At 63.6% G+C, this 17322-nt stretch carries 20 protein-coding genes; 17 read left to right on the forward strand and 3 right to left on the reverse strand.

The window, feature by feature from the left end; all coding sequences use genetic code 11:
• Positions 1 to 276 precede the first annotated feature (276 nt).
• The 10 genes from ACH107_RS07235 (at position 277) to ACH107_RS07280 (ending at position 9856) form a co-directional block, all read left to right on the forward strand.
• Positions 277 to 1428, forward strand: a complete 1152-nt coding sequence (locus tag ACH107_RS07235) for a muconate/chloromuconate family cycloisomerase (RefSeq protein ID WP_412505254.1) — start codon at positions 277 to 279, stop codon at positions 1426 to 1428.
• Positions 1429 to 1459: 31 nt separating this feature from the next.
• Positions 1460 to 2845 (forward strand): Rieske 2Fe-2S domain-containing protein, encoded by a 1386-nt coding sequence (locus ACH107_RS07240; protein ID WP_412505255.1) that lies wholly within the window; start codon positions 1460 to 1462, stop codon positions 2843 to 2845.
• Between the two features lie 4 nt (positions 2846 to 2849).
• Positions 2850 to 3386, forward strand: coding sequence for a benzoate 1,2-dioxygenase small subunit (gene benB, locus ACH107_RS07245; RefSeq protein WP_412505256.1), 537 nt, complete (start codon positions 2850 to 2852; stop codon positions 3384 to 3386).
• A 73-nt stretch (positions 3387 to 3459) separates the two neighbouring features.
• Positions 3460 to 4482: a benzoate 1,2-dioxygenase electron transfer component BenC gene (benC, locus tag ACH107_RS07250; RefSeq protein WP_412505257.1), complete on the forward strand. Its 1023-nt coding sequence runs from the start codon at positions 3460 to 3462 to the stop codon at positions 4480 to 4482.
• Position 4483: 1 nt separating this feature from the next.
• Positions 4484 to 5257 carry a benzoate diol dehydrogenase BenD gene (gene benD, locus ACH107_RS07255; protein ID WP_412505258.1) on the forward strand — a complete coding sequence of 258 codons (774 nt, stop codon included), beginning with the start codon at positions 4484 to 4486 and terminating at the stop codon, positions 5255 to 5257.
• 51 nt (positions 5258 to 5308) lie between these two features.
• Positions 5309 to 6490: an ABC transporter substrate-binding protein gene (locus tag ACH107_RS07260; RefSeq protein ID WP_412505259.1), complete on the forward strand. Its 1182-nt coding sequence runs from the start codon at positions 5309 to 5311 to the stop codon at positions 6488 to 6490.
• A gap of 64 nt (positions 6491 to 6554) precedes the next feature.
• Entirely contained in the window at positions 6555 to 7427 is an 873-nt protein-coding gene (locus tag ACH107_RS07265; protein ID WP_412505260.1) for a branched-chain amino acid ABC transporter permease, read from the forward strand.
• A 3-nt stretch (positions 7428 to 7430) separates the two neighbouring features.
• Positions 7431 to 8435 (forward strand): branched-chain amino acid ABC transporter permease, encoded by a 1005-nt coding sequence (locus tag ACH107_RS07270; protein WP_412505261.1) that lies wholly within the window; start codon positions 7431 to 7433, stop codon positions 8433 to 8435.
• Positions 8428 to 9171 (forward strand): ABC transporter ATP-binding protein, encoded by a 744-nt coding sequence (locus ACH107_RS07275; RefSeq protein WP_412505262.1) that lies wholly within the window; start codon positions 8428 to 8430, stop codon positions 9169 to 9171. The genes ACH107_RS07270 and ACH107_RS07275 overlap by 8 nt, the downstream gene beginning before the upstream one ends.
• Positions 9164 to 9856 (forward strand): ABC transporter ATP-binding protein, encoded by a 693-nt coding sequence (locus ACH107_RS07280; RefSeq protein WP_412505263.1) that lies wholly within the window; start codon positions 9164 to 9166, stop codon positions 9854 to 9856. Before ACH107_RS07275 ends, ACH107_RS07280 begins: the two co-directional genes overlap by 8 nt.
• A gap of 30 nt (positions 9857 to 9886) precedes the next feature.
• Here the strand turns inward: ACH107_RS07280 and ACH107_RS07285 are convergent, their stop codons facing one another.
• On the reverse strand, positions 9887 to 10777 hold the full coding sequence (locus ACH107_RS07285) for a LysR substrate-binding domain-containing protein (RefSeq protein WP_412505264.1): 891 nt from the start codon (positions 10775 to 10777) through the stop codon (positions 9887 to 9889).
• Positions 10778 to 10874: 97 nt separating this feature from the next.
• The gene (locus ACH107_RS07290; RefSeq protein WP_412505265.1) at positions 10875 to 11750 is read right to left on the reverse strand and encodes a dioxygenase; all 876 of its coding nucleotides are present in this window, start codon (positions 11748 to 11750) and stop codon (positions 10875 to 10877) included.
• A 526-nt stretch (positions 11751 to 12276) separates the two neighbouring features.
• Here ACH107_RS07290 and ACH107_RS07295 point away from each other — a divergent pair.
• From ACH107_RS07295 to ACH107_RS07325, 7 genes are all read left to right on the forward strand, one after another.
• Positions 12277 to 12648, forward strand: a complete 372-nt coding sequence (locus tag ACH107_RS07295) for a hypothetical protein (RefSeq protein ID WP_412505266.1) — start codon at positions 12277 to 12279, stop codon at positions 12646 to 12648.
• Positions 12645 to 13484: an alpha/beta fold hydrolase gene (locus ACH107_RS07300; RefSeq protein ID WP_412505267.1), complete on the forward strand. Its 840-nt coding sequence runs from the start codon at positions 12645 to 12647 to the stop codon at positions 13482 to 13484. Before ACH107_RS07295 ends, ACH107_RS07300 begins: the two co-directional genes overlap by 4 nt.
• A gap of 90 nt (positions 13485 to 13574) precedes the next feature.
• The gene (locus ACH107_RS07305) at positions 13575 to 13724 is read left to right on the forward strand and encodes a hypothetical protein (protein WP_412505268.1); all 150 of its coding nucleotides are present in this window, start codon (positions 13575 to 13577) and stop codon (positions 13722 to 13724) included.
• Positions 13721 to 14554 (forward strand): 3-keto-5-aminohexanoate cleavage protein, encoded by an 834-nt coding sequence (locus ACH107_RS07310; protein ID WP_412505269.1) that lies wholly within the window; start codon positions 13721 to 13723, stop codon positions 14552 to 14554. The genes ACH107_RS07305 and ACH107_RS07310 overlap by 4 nt, the downstream gene beginning before the upstream one ends.
• Positions 14555 to 14591: 37 nt before the next feature.
• The gene (locus ACH107_RS07315) at positions 14592 to 15755 is read left to right on the forward strand and encodes a benzoate/H(+) symporter BenE family transporter (protein WP_412505270.1); all 1164 of its coding nucleotides are present in this window, start codon (positions 14592 to 14594) and stop codon (positions 15753 to 15755) included.
• Between the two features lie 177 nt (positions 15756 to 15932).
• Positions 15933 to 16313, forward strand: coding sequence for an oxidoreductase C-terminal domain-containing protein (locus ACH107_RS07320; protein WP_412505271.1), 381 nt, complete (start codon positions 15933 to 15935; stop codon positions 16311 to 16313).
• Entirely contained in the window at positions 16313 to 16495 is a 183-nt protein-coding gene (locus ACH107_RS07325; RefSeq protein ID WP_412505272.1) for a hypothetical protein, read from the forward strand. The genes ACH107_RS07320 and ACH107_RS07325 overlap by 1 nt, the downstream gene beginning before the upstream one ends.
• 58 nt (positions 16496 to 16553) lie before the next feature.
• Here the strand turns inward: ACH107_RS07325 and ACH107_RS07330 are convergent, their stop codons facing one another.
• Positions 16554 to 17315 carry an IclR family transcriptional regulator C-terminal domain-containing protein gene (locus ACH107_RS07330; RefSeq protein WP_412505273.1) on the reverse strand — a complete coding sequence of 254 codons (762 nt, stop codon included), beginning with the start codon at positions 17313 to 17315 and terminating at the stop codon, positions 16554 to 16556.
• Between the last annotated feature and the right edge of the window lie 7 nt (positions 17316 to 17322).

A 17322-nucleotide genomic window follows, 5' to 3' on the forward strand; every position in this document is an offset into this window, starting at 1 on the left:
CAATGCCTCATGGCTACGGCAGCGTCACGGGTACAAAACACCCGATCAGATCAGGGCCGAGCAAAAAGCCCTTGAACCCGAAGCCGTCACGGAGGTTAAGATGGCGGCCTAACCAGCGCAACGCGCTGTCTCAGAACCGTGCCCCGGTACAATTATCATACATCTGGTCGCTTGCCGGTAGTCGGGTATCACACCAGACCGAGCGGGTATTGGCATTTCGAGCGGTCGCAGTCGACGTTCTAGTCTACGACTTGACACACGATAAAGGTGTTTGCCGTGGCTAAAATCGACTGCATCGAAACGACCATCGTCGACCTGCCGACCATACGCGGGCATGTTCTTTCGATGACGACGATGATGCTTCAATCCATCGTTTTCGTCCGCGTGAAGTTCGCCGACGGCTCCGAAGGTATCGGCGAAGGTACGTCCATCGGGGGGATGAGCTACGGGGCCGAAAGCCCCGAGAGCATCAAGTCGGCAATCGACACCTACATCGCCCCGCTGCTCGATGGCCGTGACGGTGATCAGATCAACGCGCTGATCGATGTGATGGAGCGCGGTGTGAAAGGGAACCCGATCGCCCGCTGCGCGGTCGAGACCGCGCTCTGGCACGGGTTGGCCAAGCGGCTTGGCGTTTCGGTGGCGCGGCTCTTCGGCGGGCCGGTGCGCACCGCTATGCCCGTGGCCTGGACGCTGGCCTCGGGCAATTCTGAGACCGACATCGCCGAGGCGCGCGAGATGATATCGATGCGGCGGCACAACATCTTTAAGCTCAAGATCGGCAAGCGGCCGCTGCGCGAGGATATTGCCCATGTCGCGGCGATCTGCGATGCAGTGGGATCAGTGGCGTCGATCCGGGTGGACGTGAACCAGAGCTGGTCACTGACCGATGCACGCTGGGGCTTGCGGGGTCTGCAGGAGATCGGCGTCGACCTCGTTGAGCAGCCGATTGGAGCGGGCCACGTGCGGCAACTCAAATCGCTGACCGACGGTTACGAGATCGCGGTCATGGCCGACGAAGTCCTGAACGGTCCGAACTCGGCCATGCGGCTCGCTGCCGACCGTTCCGCGGACGTCTTCGCGGTCAAGATTGCCCAGTCGGGCGGTCTCAAGCGCGGCGCCGAGGTCGTGGCCATCGCGCAGGCGGCAGGCATCAGCCTTTACGCGGGTACGATGCTCGAGGCCGGGGTCGGCACCGCAGCAGCGTTGCAGCTCTTCTCGACAGTGCCGGTGCTCGACTGGGGCACAGAACTCTTCGGGCCGCTGCTGCTGCAGCACGAGATACTCAAGGAACCGCTACAGTATCACGATTTCGCTGTCCACTTGCCGGAGGGGGCAGGGCTCGGCGCGGAAATCGACGACGACAAGATCGAGCAATTCCGGCGGGATCGCAGCCGCACCACCCACAGTGTTGCCACGCGGTCCTGACGGAGCCACGATAAAGAGGAGGAGAAAGCCAATGTTTACCGAAGCCAACCTGGCCAGCATGGAAAAGCGGCTGGCAGGAATTGTCGAGGAGGGTGACCACAACGGGATCTACCGCGCCCGTCGCGACATGTTCACCGATGCCGAGCTATTCGAGCTTGAGATGAAGCACATTTTCGAGGGCAACTGGGTCTTCATGGCGCATGAGAGCCAGATCCCGACCCCCGGTGACTATTTTACCGTGCATCTCGGCCGCGTGCCGGTTGTCATCACCCGCGACAAGAAGGGTGATCTGCACGCCCTGGTCAATTCCTGCACGCACCGTGGCGCGATGCTGTGCCGGTTCAAGCGCAACAATACCAAGACGTTCACCTGTCCGTTCCACGGCTGGACGTTCTCGAACGATGGACGCCTCCTGAAGGTGAAGAACCCGAAGGATGCAGGCTACCCCGAGGACTTCAACAAGGACGGCAGCCACGATCTGCGCCGGGTGAAGCTCGGCAATTATCGCGGCTTCCTATGGGGCTCGCTGAACCATGACGTGCCCGAGATCGAAGAGTATCTCGGCGACACCACGAAGCTGATCGACCTGATCGTCGACCAATCTGACGAGGGCGTCGAGGTGCTGCGCGGATCGTCCACCTATACTTTCGACGGCAACTGGAAGCTCCAGGCCGAGAACGGCGCCGACGGGTACCATGTCTCCTCGGTGCACTGGAACTACGTTCAGACCACGTCGCGGCGCGGTCAGGAGGGCAAAGAGGACAAGATCAAGGCCAACGACGCCTCCAAGTGGGACCAGCAGCGTGGCGGCTTCTACGCGTTCGATCACGGCCACATCCTGCTCTGGAACATCTGGGCCGACGCGTCGAACCGGCCGGCCTACATGCGCTGGGACGAGTACATCGAAAAGTACGGCGAGACCCGGGCGCGCTGGATTGTGCAATCGCTGCGCAACCTCTGCATCTACCCGAACGTGTTCCTGATGGACCAGTTCTCGAGCCAGATCCGCATGTTTCGGCCCATCGACGTCGACAAGACCGAGGTGACGATCTATTGCATCGCGCCCAAGGGCGAGAGCCAGGAGGCGCGTTCGCGCCGGATCCGCCAGTACGAGGACTTCTTCAACGCCTCCGGCATGGCGACCCCGGACGACACCGAGGAGTTCCGGGCGACGCAACGCGGCTATGCCGCCGCCGACGTTGCACCGTGGAACGACCTCAACCGCGGAGCCGCGCACTGGATCGACGGGCCAGACGACACTGCCGGGGAGCTCGGGATCACGCCACGCATGTCCGGCCCCAAGCAGGAGGATGAAGGCCTCTTCGTCGTTCAGCACGGACACTGGGCCGAGCGGATGCTGGCGGCGGTCCGCGCCGAACGCGAAGCTCTCGCGGCAATCCCTGTGGCAGCGGAGTGAACCGATGAATGTCCAGACACTTGCCGACAACGTCGAAGCTGTCGCGCCTGAAAGCCTGACTTACGACCAGATTGCCATGTTCCTTTACGCCGAGGCGCGCTGCCTCGACGACCGGGACTGGGAGGCGTGGCTCGAATTCTATCACGAGGACTGCCCATTCTGGATGCCGGCGTGGGACGACTTCGACCAGCTCACCGAGGATCCGCAAAACGAGATGTCGCTGATCTATTATCCCGACAAGTCGGGGATCGAAGACCGCGTGTTTCGCATCAAGACCGACCGCTCGTCGGCGACCTCGCTGCCTGAGCCGCGCACCAACCACAACATCTCGAACATCGAGGTTTTGTCGGACAAGGGTGGTGAAATCCGATTAAGGTTCAACTGGGTCACCAAGTCGTTCCGCTACGGCGAGACCGACACCCACTGGGGCACGTCGTTCTACACGCTCGACACCTCGGGTAACCGTCCGCTGATCGCGGACAAGAAGGTTGTACTGAAGAACGATCACATCCACCACGTGATCGACATCTACCATATCTGATCCCGGGTCTCCGGAAGGTCTGAAGACATTCCGCGCAGTCACCGGGCGCGGAAAAGCAGGGGAGGAGGTTGTCATGACCTACCAAGTGGTTCTTAATTTCGAGGATGGGGTCTCGCGGGTGATCTCCTGTGATGAAGACGAGAAGGTCACGGACGCCGCCTTCCGTCACAAGATCAACCTGCCGATGGATTGCCGTGACGGTGTTTGCGGCACGTGCAAGTGCAAGGTTGGCAGCGGCACCTACGAGATGGAATTCTACCTCGAGGACGAAGCGATGACCGAGGAAGAGGAGGAGCAAGGCTTCGCGCTGCTCTGCCAGACCACGGTGACATCCAACGCCGTCTTCAACGTGCTGGCCTCGTCCGAGGCCTGCAAGACCGGCGCGCAGGAGGTGGGCGGTGAGGTGATCGCAGCCGAACGGCTGTCGAACACCTCGTTCAATCTTCGCGTCAAGCTTGACCAGCCGATGAATTTTCTTCCGGGGCAATACGTCAATGTCTCGATCCCCGGCACCGGCGAGACCCGCTCCTATTCGTTCTCGTCGAAGCCCGGTTCGGACGAGGCCACGTTTCTCATCCGCAACCTCGAGGGGGGCGTGATGTCGTCGTATATGGCAGATCGTGCGGCATCCGGGCACAGGGTCGCATTGACCGGGCCGATGGGTATCTTCTACCTGCGAGAGATGACGCGCCCCCAGCTATGGCTTGCCGGCGGGACGGGGCTCGCGCCGTTCCTGTCGATGCTCGAGAAGGTGGTCGAGGAGGGCACCGACCAGCCGATCCTGCTCTATTATGCAGTGACCAACGCTGCTGACCTCGTGGAACTGGAGCGGGTCGAAGCGCTCGCAGAGAAGATCGGCACGGTGAGAGTCGTCACGATCCTCGCCGCCGAGACGGAAGAGCACGAGCTGAAAGGCTATGTCACCGACCACCTGTCCGAGCAGGATATGAACGGCGGCGACGTCGACGCCTATCTCTGCGGCCCGCCCCCGATGGCCGATGCGGTCAGTGCACATTTCGGTGCGCTCGGTATCGAGCCTGCGCAGTTTTACTACGAGAAGTTCACCTCCTCCGAGCCCAAATCCGAGGCCGCCTGAAATGCGGTTCTCAAATAAGACGATGGTGGTCACGGGCGCGGCGCAGGGCATCGGCCGGCGCGTGGCCGAACGCGCCGCGGCTGAGGGTGCCGAGGTTCTGGTCGTGGACCGGGCGCGGGCGCGCACCGAAGTCGTGAAGGCGATCAAGGCGGCAGGCGGCACCGCACACGCGGTGTCGGCGAACCTTGAGACTTATGCCGGCTGCAAGAAGGCGATAGACAAGGCGCTCTCGCTCTGGGGCAGGATCGACATTCTCGTCAACAATGTAGGCGGCACCATCTGGGCCAAGCCCTTTGAATATTACGAGCCTGCGCAGATCGATGCCGAGATCAGCCGCTCGCTGCTGCCGACACTCTATGGCTGCCACCTTGCGCTCGAGCCGATGCTGGCCGCGGGTCGAGGTGTCATCGTCAACGTTAGTTCGATCGCCACGCGCGGGCTCAACCGTGTGCCCTACGGAGCGGCAAAGGGTGGTGTGAACGCCCTGACCCAGAACCTCGCGTGGGAAGTGGCCGAGCGCGGCATCCGCGTCGTCGCCACCGCCCCGGGCGGGACCGACGCGCCTCCGCGGATCACCCCGCGCATCCCCGAAGAGGGCGAGGCGCAGAGGGAGGAGTGGTACCAGCAGATCATCGACCAGACCACGCAGTCGTCGCTCATGAAGCGCTACGGAACACTCGAAGAACAGGCCGCGCCAATCCTGTTTCTGGCCTCGGACGAGGCCTCGTATCTTACTGGCGTGACGTTGCCCGTCGGAGGCGGCGACCTGGGCTGAGCGTGGGATCCACGCCTGCCTGCAAAAGTTCAATCTAAGGGAGGAAAGACAATGAAACTCAAGGCAATGAACGCACTTGCGCTCGCGGGGGGGCTGACTGCACACGCTGCGGCTGCGCAGGATCAGATCGAGGTCGGGTTGCTGCTGCCCTATTCGGGCGTCTACGCCGCGCTGGGCAACGACATCCAGGCCGGCTTCGAGCTTGGGCTCGAGACCTATGGCGGGGAGGTTGACCATTCTTTCAACCTGCATATCGAAGACACCGAGGTGAAGCCTCCGGTGGGACTCGCCAAAGCCCGCAAGCTTGCTTTGCAGGACGAGGTGGATGTGATGGTTGGCATCGTTTCCTCGGCTGTTCTCGGCGCGGTTTCGGACATCGTCGCGCAGATGGAGGTCCCGCTGATCGTCGCCAATGCCGGCAACGACGATGCGACCGGAGCAGGCTGTTCACCCTTCATTACCCGGCTGAGCTTCGCCAACAGCCAAGTGAACCGCCCGATGGGCGAATGGCTTGCCGGGCAGGGCGTTGAAACGGTCTACACCATTGCGCCCGACTATGCTGCCGGCCGGCAGATGATAGGTGCCTTCATCGACGGCTTCACCGAGGCGGGCGGCGAGATCGTCGGTTCGCAGTACACGCCGTTCCAGCAGACCACCGACTTCGGTCCCTACATGACCGAGGCCAAGTCCTCGGGTGCTGACGCGGTCTATGTCTTCTATGCGGGCGGTGAGGCGATCTCGTTCGTCAAGCAGTACGCCAGCTTCGGCCTCAAGGAGGATATGCCGCTCTACGGTGCCGGCTTCCTGACCTCGCCGCTCTACGTCAATGCCGAAGGCCCGGCGGCAGAGGGTGTGTTCGCCGCGCTGCACTACGTGCCGACCATCGACAACCCGGAAAACGAAAAGTTCGTCGAAGCCTTCCGGGCCGAGAACGATCGCGACCCCTCGGAATTCGCGGTGCACGGCTATGACGCGGCGCGCGCTCTGATCGAGGCGGTCAAGACCGGCGCGACCGAGCGTACCGAGATCGCCGCGGCGCTCTCGAAAGTCAGCTTTGACGGTCCGCGCGGCGCGCTCTCCATCGACCCGGCCACCAACAACATCGTGCAGCCGATTTACGTCTACGAAACCGTGGCCGCCGAGGATGGGAACGGTCTGACGCAGAAGGTGCTGGCGCAGCTAGACGCCGAACGCATGCCGCCGAACGGCTGCAAGATGAAGCCGATCAACTGATCGACACCTAATGGGCCGGCCGCGCGGGAGGCGTGGTCGGCTCCAACAAGGGAGGAGAAGACCGATGTCGACCGATCCCGGATTCTGGATCATGCAGATGCTCAACGCACTGCAACTCTCGATGCTCCTGTTCCTGCTTTCCGTGGGCCTCACGGTGATCTTCGGGCTGATGCATTTCGTGAACCTCGCGCACGGTGCGTTCTATGCGCTCGGGGCTTATGTCGCGGCCACCTTCGCGGGCCTGGCGGGCTACTGGGCCGGCTTCATCGCGGCCCCCATCGCCGTGGCAGCGGTAGGCATGCTGCTCTACTGGGGGTTGATCCGGCGAATGCGCAAGTCGGGGCCGATGTCGCAGGTGCTGGTCACCTTCGGCCTGATCTTCGCGCTTCTCGATCTCACGCGGATCATCTGGGGTGATATCGCCATCGGGAGCGAGACGCCCGCGCTACTTTCGGGCCGGGTCTCGATCCTCGGGGTCGATTACCCCACCTACCGGCTTTTCATCATCTTCCTTGGCGCCGCGATCTTCGCCGCGCTGGCCTTGATTCTGAGCCGCACGCAGATCGGTGCGATGATCAGGGCGGGTGTCGACAACGACGACATGGCGGCGTGCCTCGGGATCAATGTCGAGAAAATGTTCTTCGCGGTCTTCTGCGTCGGCTGCGCGCTTGCGGGGCTTTCAGGGGCTGTCGCCGCGCCATTGTTGTCCGTCACGCCCGGCATGGGCCTCGAGATCCTGATACCGACGCTCATCGTCATCGTGATTGGGGGCCTTGGCTCGCTTCAGGGCGCCATCGCTGGCTCGCTGATCTTCGGCTTCGTGCAGACATTCGGTGCGGTTCTGGCACCTCAGCTCTCCTCCCTTCTCATCTACGCTCTGCTCGCGCTCGTGCTCGTCACGCGGCCTGCGGGTCTTTTCCCGGCAAAGGGAGCCTGAGACATGTTTCGACACAATCCCCTTCGCTACGGTACGCTCGCCGTGCTCTTTGCATGCGCGGTCTATGCCGCCTTTGCCGCCGGGTATTTCGGCATTGAAATCCTGATCGAGATCCTCGTCCTGTCCATGCTGGTGCTGGCCATCGACATGGTCGCGGGCTTCGGCGGGATGGTGTCGCTCTGCCACGGCGCCCTTTTGGGCGTTGGCGCCTATGCCTATGCGATGCTAGCGGTTGAGGTCGGTGTCGCGGCCCCGGTGGCGATGCTGGCCGCCATCTGCATCACCGCCGCGCTGGCGTGGATCATCGGCGCGGTCTGCGCGCGCACCCACGGTATCTATTTCATCATGGCGACGCTTGCTTTCGGCCAGATGGCTTACTCCTACATCTTCGAGACTCCGATCTTTGGTGGAGATGATGGCCTGGGCGGCATCCCGCGGGTTGACCTCTCCGCCGTCGGCCTCGATACCAACGACAGCCGGACCTTTGCGCTCCTTGCCCTTGCGGCTCTGGTGCTGTGCTACCTCTTCGCGGTCGCGGTCCTGCGCTCGGGCCTTGGGCGCAGCCTCGTGGGGGTCATGCAGTCCGAGCAGCGGATGCGCGCCCTCGGCCTTGTGACTTGGCGCGTGAAGGCCGATGTCTTTGGCCTCTCGGGCATGATCGCAGGTCTCGCCGGGGCGATCTCGGCGCAGCACATCCTCTACATCTCGCCGGGCCTTCTGAACTGGACCGTCTCTGGCGAGGCGCTTGTGGTGGTGATCCTCGGGGGCCTCGGCACGCTGGTCGGTCCCCTGGTCGGGGCCGCAGCCTTCGTCTTGCTCAAGCACCAAATCAGCGAGTTCACGCCCTACTGGCACCTCGTCACGGGCCTGATCCTGATTGCCGTGGTGATGAGCCGCGCCAACGGCATCTACGGCTTTATCGAAGATCGCTTCGCCGGGCGGCTGACCGCGAAGGCGCGCAAGACATCCGACGCGGCCGTTCCTGCAAAGGACACCCAAAATGCTTGAAACGCGAGGATTGAACAAGATCTTTGGGGCCATTCAGGTAACCAAGGATGTGAACCTCAAGCTCGAACAGGGCGAGCGGCGCGTCCTGCTCGGCCCGAACGGCGCCGGCAAAACCAGCTTTTTCAACCAACTCGTCGGAGAGATCACACCGGATACCGGCAAGATCATCGTTGCGGGTGAGGACGTGACTGGGCTTTCGGTGCATCAGCGCGCGCGGCGCGGGATTTCGCGCAGCTACCAAAGGAACACGCTCTTCGACGGTTTGACCATCGCCGAGAACCTCGGGCTCGCCGCGGCGGTTTATACCCGCAACGCCACGCGGCTCTGCGGCGACAGCCTTTCGAAGCCGCAGGTGCGCGAGATCGTGGAAGAGGTCGCCGAGCTGGTGCACCTCGCCCCGCAACTGAACGCTCAGGTCAACGAGGTGTCCTACGGGGTGCGCCGCCAGCTGGAGGTCGGTGTGGCGCTCGCCACCCGCCCCAAGCTCCTGCTGATGGACGAGCCGACCTCGGGTGTCGGCCCCGAAATGAGCCACGCGTTTCACGAGCTTCTGGCCGGGCTGCCGCGCGATCTTACGATGCTCATCATCGAGCACGACATGGACCTCGCTTTCGAGATCGCGGATTCGATCACCGTCCTGAATTACGGCGAGGTCGTCTTTGACGGCAAGCCCGAGGAAGCCCGCGGATCGGCCCTCCTGCGCGAAATTTACCTGGGGAGTTGGGAAGATGCTTGATCTGAAGGACGTTTCTTCGGGCTATGGCGAGACGCAAGTGCTCCACGACCTGTCCGTCACCGCCAGAGCGGGCCGCGTGCTCGCCATCCTCGGGCGCAACGGCGCGGGCAAGAGCACCACACTCAAGACCATCATGGGCCTTCTGCCGACGCAGTCGGGGGCGATAACCTTTGATGGCAAGGCGATGCCCGCCCGACCCTTCGATGTGGCCAGGGCGGGGATCGGCTACGTGCCCGAAACCCGTGATATCTTCCCCTCACTCACGGTGCGCGAGAATCTCGATCTCGCCGCCAAACGGTTCGATGGCGCGGACTGGTCGATCGACCGGGTGCTGGATCTCTTCCCTCGGCTTGCCGAGCGCATGTCCAACGGCGGCACGCAGCTCTCCGGAGGCGAGCAGCAGATGCTCGCCATAGCCCGCGCGCTGCTCATGAATCCGCGCCTGCTGATCCTCGACGAGCCGACCGAGGGGCTTGCCCCGGTGATTGTCGAGCAGATCCACGAAAAGCTGATGGAACTCAAGCGCGAAGGCCTGTCGATGGTTTTGGTTGAGCAGAACTTCGGCTTCGCCACCTCGCTGGCCGACGATGTCGCAATCGTCTCGAAGGGGCAGGTGGTCTGGACCGGCAACCCTGCTGAGATCCGCGAAGATATCGAGGCGCAGCACCAGTGGCTCGGCGTCTGACATCAAAACGGCTAGCGCGTCAGCGCCGGCCTACAGCAGCTTGCGCGCGACCCTTTGGGCGATGCGGACAAAGTTTTGAACGTGGACGCCCTGTTCGTCGTAGCGGAAGTTCACAGACAGCGCTGTGCGCGCGATCTCAGGCTCGATCTTAAGAAACTTCATGCCCGTGCGCGATGCGGAGGAGACCGATTCCGGCACGATGCACACCCCTTCGCCGACCGACACGAGGCTGAGCGCGGTCTGCAGGTCCATGCACCAGACCCGCAGCGGAACAGGAAAATTGGCTTTCTCGCACGCCTCCAGAACGAAGTCCGCATAGCTCGGCCGGGGATACTCGGGATAGAGGATCAAATTGTGCGTCGCGAGACGTTCGAGCCGCGCCACTGTGCGGCTGCCGGTGTCGACCGTGTCTGGCAGTGCCAGGATGAGCTTTTCCTCGAGCAATTCTTTAGTGACGAATTCCGGGTCCTTCAGGGCTGGCCGGCCGAACGCCACATCAAGCTCGCGCGACACCAGCGCCCGCTGCAACTGGGCGTTATTCATCGGGATGAGGCTGAGATTTACCTCCGGGAAGCCCCGGCGATAGGACTTTATGATGTTCGGCAGGATACCGAACGTCGCGGATCCCACGAACCCGATCCGCAGACGCCCCTCGGACCCCTGTCCGAGGCGCCGGATCTCGAGCCGCGTGTCCTCGAGCTGCGCCAGGACCGACCGTCCGCGCTCGAGCAGCCGCTCGCCCGCCTGTGTCATTGTAATTGCGCTGCGGCCGCGGTTGAGGAGGGTCGCCCCCAACTCCTCTTCGAGCTGTTTTATGGCGCGGCTGAGAGGCGGCTGCGCCATGTTGAGCCGCTCAGCCGCGCGGCCAAAATGCAGCTCCTCCGCCACTGCGATGAAGTATTGCAGTTGTTTCAGGTTCATGTGTTCGTGCGCCCCGTCTGAGTAGGCGCAGGATCAACAGTAAAAAGAAAGCCTCCGCAAGGGGAGGCTTCCAAGTGGTCCGACGGGGAGATCTGATTTACTCGGCGGCGATGCGCTCTTTCGCGGCGTCGCGCTTCAGGGTGAAGTCGAACTCGACGTGCAGGTCGGTGTCGAGGTCCGGACCGGCCTTGCGGAACTGGCCGACAAGGCTGTCCTTCACCGCGAAGACGCTATCGTTCTCGAGGTAGTTCGACGTGCTGTCGTAGATCTGGCTGATCAGCGGGCGGTAGCCCACCTTTGACAGAATAAAGTGCATGTGCCCGGGCCGCATCGGGTGATGCCCCATGAAGCGCAGGAGTTCGCCCGCGGTCTCGTCGTCCGGGATCGGATAATCCACCGGGCGCAGCGCGCGGAAGGCATAGTGCCCATCTTCGTCGGTCTCGAATCGGCCGCGCAGGTTGAATTCGGGCTGGTCTGGGTCGTGATTCTCGTAGAGGCCGTTCGGTGCATCCTCCCAGACATCGATCGTGACGTCGCTCATCGGGTTGCCGTCGGTGTCGCGCACGTAGCCCTCGAAGTAGACCGTCTCCTGCCCGGCGAATTCCTTCAGGACGGTGGACGCGCCCTTCGGCAGGACCGGCGGGTTCTCGCGGTAGAACGGGCCGAGCACGGTGGATTCGCTTTCGTTGCCGGTGACCGGGTTCGACAGCATATCGACCAGCACCTCGACCCCGAGGATGTCGCCCAAAAGGATAAACTCCTGCCGCCCGCCATCGCAGACCGCGCCAGCGCGGGCCAGATATTGGCAGGCCGCGATGAACTCGTGGTGCTGAAGCTTCACGTCCTTGCAGAAGCCGTGCAGGTGCTTGATCAACGAAGTCATGATCTCGCTCTCGCGGGCGTCGACGTTGCCGTTCTCTCCGAGCGCGGCAATGACCTCTTCGGTTATATTGTCGAGTGTGACCTTCGCCATCCGTGATCCTCCCATGGATAAAATGCTGTCTATCTATATTCGCCGTTTCGGCCCCGCCGTCCAATGTCCGCGACGGTATGGAGCAATACCCGTTCGGTGCTCGTCGTGCTGGTATCGGAGATGAGTCCGCTGGCGATTTCCGTGGGCGGCTACGAATTCGGGGCGCATATCAGCAAATGAGGAACGTCATGGCGGCGCCACGCATCACGATTGTCGGGATCGGGGTCGACTGCTCCCGCAAACCGCGCCGTCCGCGGACCCGGGCCATCCCGCTCGGCGCGGCAGCAACGTCCGACCTGCTGCACCTGCCCGGCAACGCGGATATTGCCGCGCGGCGAGCGCACGTTGCTCGGTTCGAAGGGGGGATGTCAACGGGGCTCACGGCTTGGAGATACGCGATGCCCTGCAGGCGGGCCAGATGTATCTGCACGTCTGAAGCCTAAGGTATCGTAAGATACCTGCTGGAGTATTGGATCGGACGGCGCTCCCGCGCAGAGTTGCTTCGACGACATGCACCGGAGGAGATATGAGCGTAGAGGCGACGCAGATGCAGGCCCGGCTCGAGGAGCGGCCGCACACCATCCGGCTCGGCCGGCTGTTCTCGGAAACGGTGCTACTCAAGGTCGATGACGACGAGCATTACCTTGTCTTCGACAGGGGCCGGATCGTCGAGGTGCTGCCGGGGCCTTCCAAGAAGATCCCCTACCGCTTCGCGTTGGTGACTGACGGGGCCGCGCTGGACAAGTTCTGGCAGAGCCGTCCCGAGCCCGGCTTCCACGACATCTTCGGTCTGGTGAAGATCGGCCGCGCGCAAATCCTCGGCGACATCCTGATGCTGGTGAAGAACCTGCGCTTTATCAAGGATGTGCTGGCGCTGCCGCGGGAGGGCCGGGCATGAGTCTGGAGCCCATCATCGGCCGCTACGTCGCGGTTCAGGCGGGCGGACGCAACTACCGCATCTATTTCGAGGAAGCAGGCGAAGGCCGTCCGATCCTCTGCCTGCACACGGCAGGGGCGCACACGGGCCAGTGGCGTCACCTGATGAACGATACCAAGGTGACGGCCTCGAACCGGATCATCGCTTTCGACATGCCATGGCACTCCAAGTCGCTGCCGCCGGCAGGCTCCGAGTCCGAGGAGTACCTGCTCACCACGGAAGGCTACATCGAGATTATCTGCGCGTTCATGGACGCGCTGGATCTGGAAGCGCCGGTTCTGGCAGGCTGCTCAATGGGCGGTCGCATCGCGCTGCAGCTGGCGGCCCTGCATGCAGATCGTTTTTCAGGCTTCATCGCCATCGAGGCGTCGGATTTCCAGCCTGCCTGGTACGACATCGACTGGTTCCATCGCCCCGACGCCCATGGCGGCGAGATGGGCGCGGCGCTGGTGTCGGCGAACATTTCGCCGCACGCTCCCGAGGCCGAACGCTGGAATACGCTCTGGATGTTCATGCAGTCGGGGCCGGGCGTCTTTCGTGGTGATCTTAGCTTTTACACGCAGGATGACAGCCTGATCGGGCGATTGGACCAGATCGATACGGACAAGACGCCGGTGCACATCATTGTCGGCGCCTACGATCTGACCTGCACGCCCGAGGACGCGCAGCGCACCGCCGACGCGATCCGAGGTGCGACCCTCGCGGTAATGGACGAGCTGGGGCACTTCCCGATGAGCGAACACCCCGAAGGATTCCGGCCCTTCTTTCTGGAGGCACTCGAGAAGATGCCGGGTTGAGGAGCGTGGGCAAGGATCGGGCCGGGCCCGGCGCCTGGCCATGCCAGGTGCCGGCCGGACCCGGGGCCAGCTGCGACAGGAGGAGACGAGGTGTCCAAAAATGCATCGGGCCGCTATCCGGGCCGCACCCGGCACGCACGCAATGCCAATCTGGAAACCCTGTCCATGACGGCGGACGCGGCGGGGGCGTATCGCGCGCCCCCTGACGCCGAACCGCGCTGCGCAGAGGCGCGACCGTGACCACTCCTGCAATCATCTGCGTCGCCATCACCGGTTCGCTGCCCACCAAGGCCGACAACCCGGCGGTCCCGATCACCATCGAGGAACAGGTCGACAGCACCCGCGTCGCATTCGAGGCGGGCGCAACCATTGCGCATTGCCGCGTCCGCCACGATGACGGCCAGCCGACGTCTGATCCGGACCGGTTCGCGCGGCTGAAGAAGGGGATCAAGGCCGCGTGTCCGGGCATGATCGTCCAGCTGTCGACCGGTGGCCGGTCGGGCGCGGGGCAAGCGCGCGGGCGAATGCTGCCGCTTGCCCCCGATATGGCCTCGCTGTCGGTCGGCTCGAACAACTTTCCGACACGTGTCTACGAGAACCCGCCCGACCTCGTCGCATGGCTCGCTTCCGAGATGCGCGCGCACGAGGTGAAGCCCGAGATCGAGGCCTTCGATCTCAGCCACATCCATCAGGCCAAGCTGATGCATGATCGGGGTGAGATCGAGCATAGGCCTTATGTGCAATTCGTCATGGGCGTGAAGAACGCGATACCCGCCGACCGCCGCGTCTTTGCGTTCTACATCGAGACGGTCCGGCGCCTCTTCGGACCGGACGCGCCGTGGTGCGCCGCCGGGATCGGGCGGCATCAGGCCGAGCTCAACGACTGGTCGGCCGAGCTGGTTGGACATCTGCGCACGGGGCTTGAGGACAACATTCGCCTCGTCCGCGACACGCTCGCGCCTTCGAACGCGGCGCTGGTGGAGCGCGCCGCTGCTGCTGTGACACGCCATGGCCGCCGGGTCGCCACGCCCGGCGAGGCGCGCGCGCTTCTGGGCCTCGCCCATGCCTGACAGCCCGGCCGACGACCGCCTGCTGTGTGGCGCGTCCGTGCTGCGTGACGCCTCGCTGACGTCGGTTGCGGCGGGATTTCTCGCAGTGCTCATTTCCTTCGCGGGCCCGCTCCTGATCTACCTTCAGGCGGCGGTCGCGATGGATGTGGACGCCGGCCTCTTCTCGTCATGGGTCGCGGCGATCTTTGCCGGCGCTGGGGTGGCGAGCCTCGTGCTCAGTCTCTGGACGCGCCTTCCTGTGCTCGTCGCGTGGTCCGCTCCGGGCAACGTCCTTCTGGTTACCGTTGGCCCGACGCTCAGCTATCCCGAGATCGTCGGTGCCTACGTTCTTTCGGCGCTGGCGATTCTCGTGATCGGCCTCAGCGGCGCGTTCGACAGGCTGGTTCGGATCGTGCCTGCCGGCGTCGCCGCGGGCATGATGGCCGGGATCCTCTTTCGCTTCGGTGCGGACGCGTTCATCGGGTTCGAGACGGCGCCGGTGATGGTGGGCACCCTGCTGGTCACCTTCCTCGTCTTGTCGCGTATCACCCCGCGCTACGCGCTGATCTGGCTTCTGGCAGGGTCGCTCGTCTACATGACGCTGCGCGGCGATGCGGGCAAGACTTCGCTCGATCTCGCCATGCCCGAGATGACGATCACCTGGCCAGCCTTCTCCCTCGATGCCGCGCTCGGCTTCGCGCTGCCGCTGGTGGTCACGACGCTCACCGGGCAGTTCCTCGCAGGTCTCGCGATCCTGAAGGCCAACGGCTTCGCCACGCCCGCGCGCCCGATCCTGACGACGGCGAGCCTTCTGTCCCTACCGGCGGCGCTCTTTGGCGGCATCACCATCGCGCTGGCGTCGATCACCATGGCACTCGGCGCGGGCGAGGAGAGCCATTCCGATCCGGATAGGCGCTACGTGGCCGGGGTGGCATCAGGCCTCTTCTTCCTCCTCGGGGCGCTTGGAGCCGGATCCATCGTCGCCTTGCTGCGCGGGCTTCCAGCGGAGCTGATCGCGCTGCTTGCCGGTCTCGCGCTTCTCGGTGCGATCGCGAAGGGCATGAGCGACATGCTCGGCGACACCGCGAACCGGCAGGCGGGAATTTTGACCTTCGTGGTGACAGCATCCGGCGTCTCTGTTCTGGGCATCGGCGCAGCTTTCTGGGGCCTTGTCGTCGGGCTTGTGGCCCTGCTGATCGGCCGCTTGATCCGAGCCGGGTAGATCTCGATCCAGAGGCATACGGGATGCGTTGATGGAAGGCTTTCTGATCTTCGCAAGGCGCGGCAAGTGCGATACTGGAGGTGCGAATACGCGAACGTATAGTCTACACCAAAATTGGAAGAACTCAGAATGGCACCGAGATGTAAGCCTACGCCGAGGGCCGTCTGGCGGGATCATTTGGCGACGGTTTATCGAGCGTCCTTATGGACCGACCAGCTTGGCCACAACCTGCAGGTCGTGGGCGCCTGGTCTGGTGCCACATATGAAGTAGCGCGAGGCGTGCCGGGCGAAAAGGGCTCCAGCCTGTTCTGGACTCATAATGGCGTCCTGATGGGCGGCGTGCTGTTCGACAATGGCCGCGACCGCCGGTTCCTCGAAGCCCTCGTCGAGAGCAAGGCCAACGTCCCGGTTCAAACTCAGGCGAATGCGTCTTTCTCTTTGCCATTTCGGATCGCCTCTCTCGTCGTGCTATCCACCTTAACAACTGGTCCGAATTTTCGCGACCACCTCTACAGCGGGCGGTCGTCGATGAGTCCACCGCGTGGTTCGAAGAGATGATGGTCGAGTGGAGCGCCGAGAAGAGCGAGGCCGAGCTTGCCGCACAGGAAGCCGCCGGTGTCGTGGCCTTCGACGCAGGCCCCGAAGTGCGCGAAACCGCCGTGTCGATCTACTGGGACGACCTTGAGGCGCTGAGTCCCGAAGTCGAGCGCCTGCGCCCGGTTCCGGACCCGCAGGACTGATCGTTACTCACGGTACGAGTAACGCCGCCCCGGTTCGTCCGGGGCGGCCTTTTCGTGCCTAGGCCAGCACGCGCCTCAGCCCCGCCTGCACTTTCTGCAGCGGGTCGAGGAACCGGGTGACAAGCTCGCCCGCCTCGGCCTGTGTCGCGGCCAGCCCGACGTTGAGCGCCGCGTCCACGTGGCCATGCACGTTCATCAGCGGCACGGCGATGGAACGCAGGCCGATCTCGACCTCCTGATCTATGACCGCGTAACCGTCCCGGCACACGTTCGCGATCCGCGCCATGATCTCCTCCGGGTCAGTCAGGCTGAAGGCGGTGCGCGGCGACAGGTCCGAGCGTTCGACCAGCGCCCGCGCCTCTTCCTCGGGCAGCGCGGCGAGCAGTACTTGCCCCATCGACGTACAATGCGCAGGCAACCGTGATCCGGGCATCAGCCCGATGGACATTACCCGGCGTTGGGCGGCACGGGCGAGATAGACGATCTCGGTCTCGTCGAGGATCGACACGCTCGCCGATTCTCCGATCTTCTCCGACAGCTGGTCGAGCCACGGTTGCACGATCTGCGGTAAGAGCAGCGACGCGAGCGCCCCCATTCCGAGCCGCAGGATTCGTGGCGTGGCGGCAAAAAACTTTCCGTCGTACTCTGCATAGCCCTGCGCGTGCAGCGTCAGCAGACACCGCCGCGCGGTCGCCCGGTCCAGCCCTGTGCGCCGCGCCACATCCGTGATGGTCAAGCGCGGCGTCTCGGCGCCGAAACACTCGATGACCTGAAGGCCTTTCGCGAGAGAGGAGATGAAGTCCGTGGGTTTGTTCGCCATGCGCACG

This window comes from Roseovarius halophilus (ex Wu et al. 2025) (assembly GCF_047086965.1).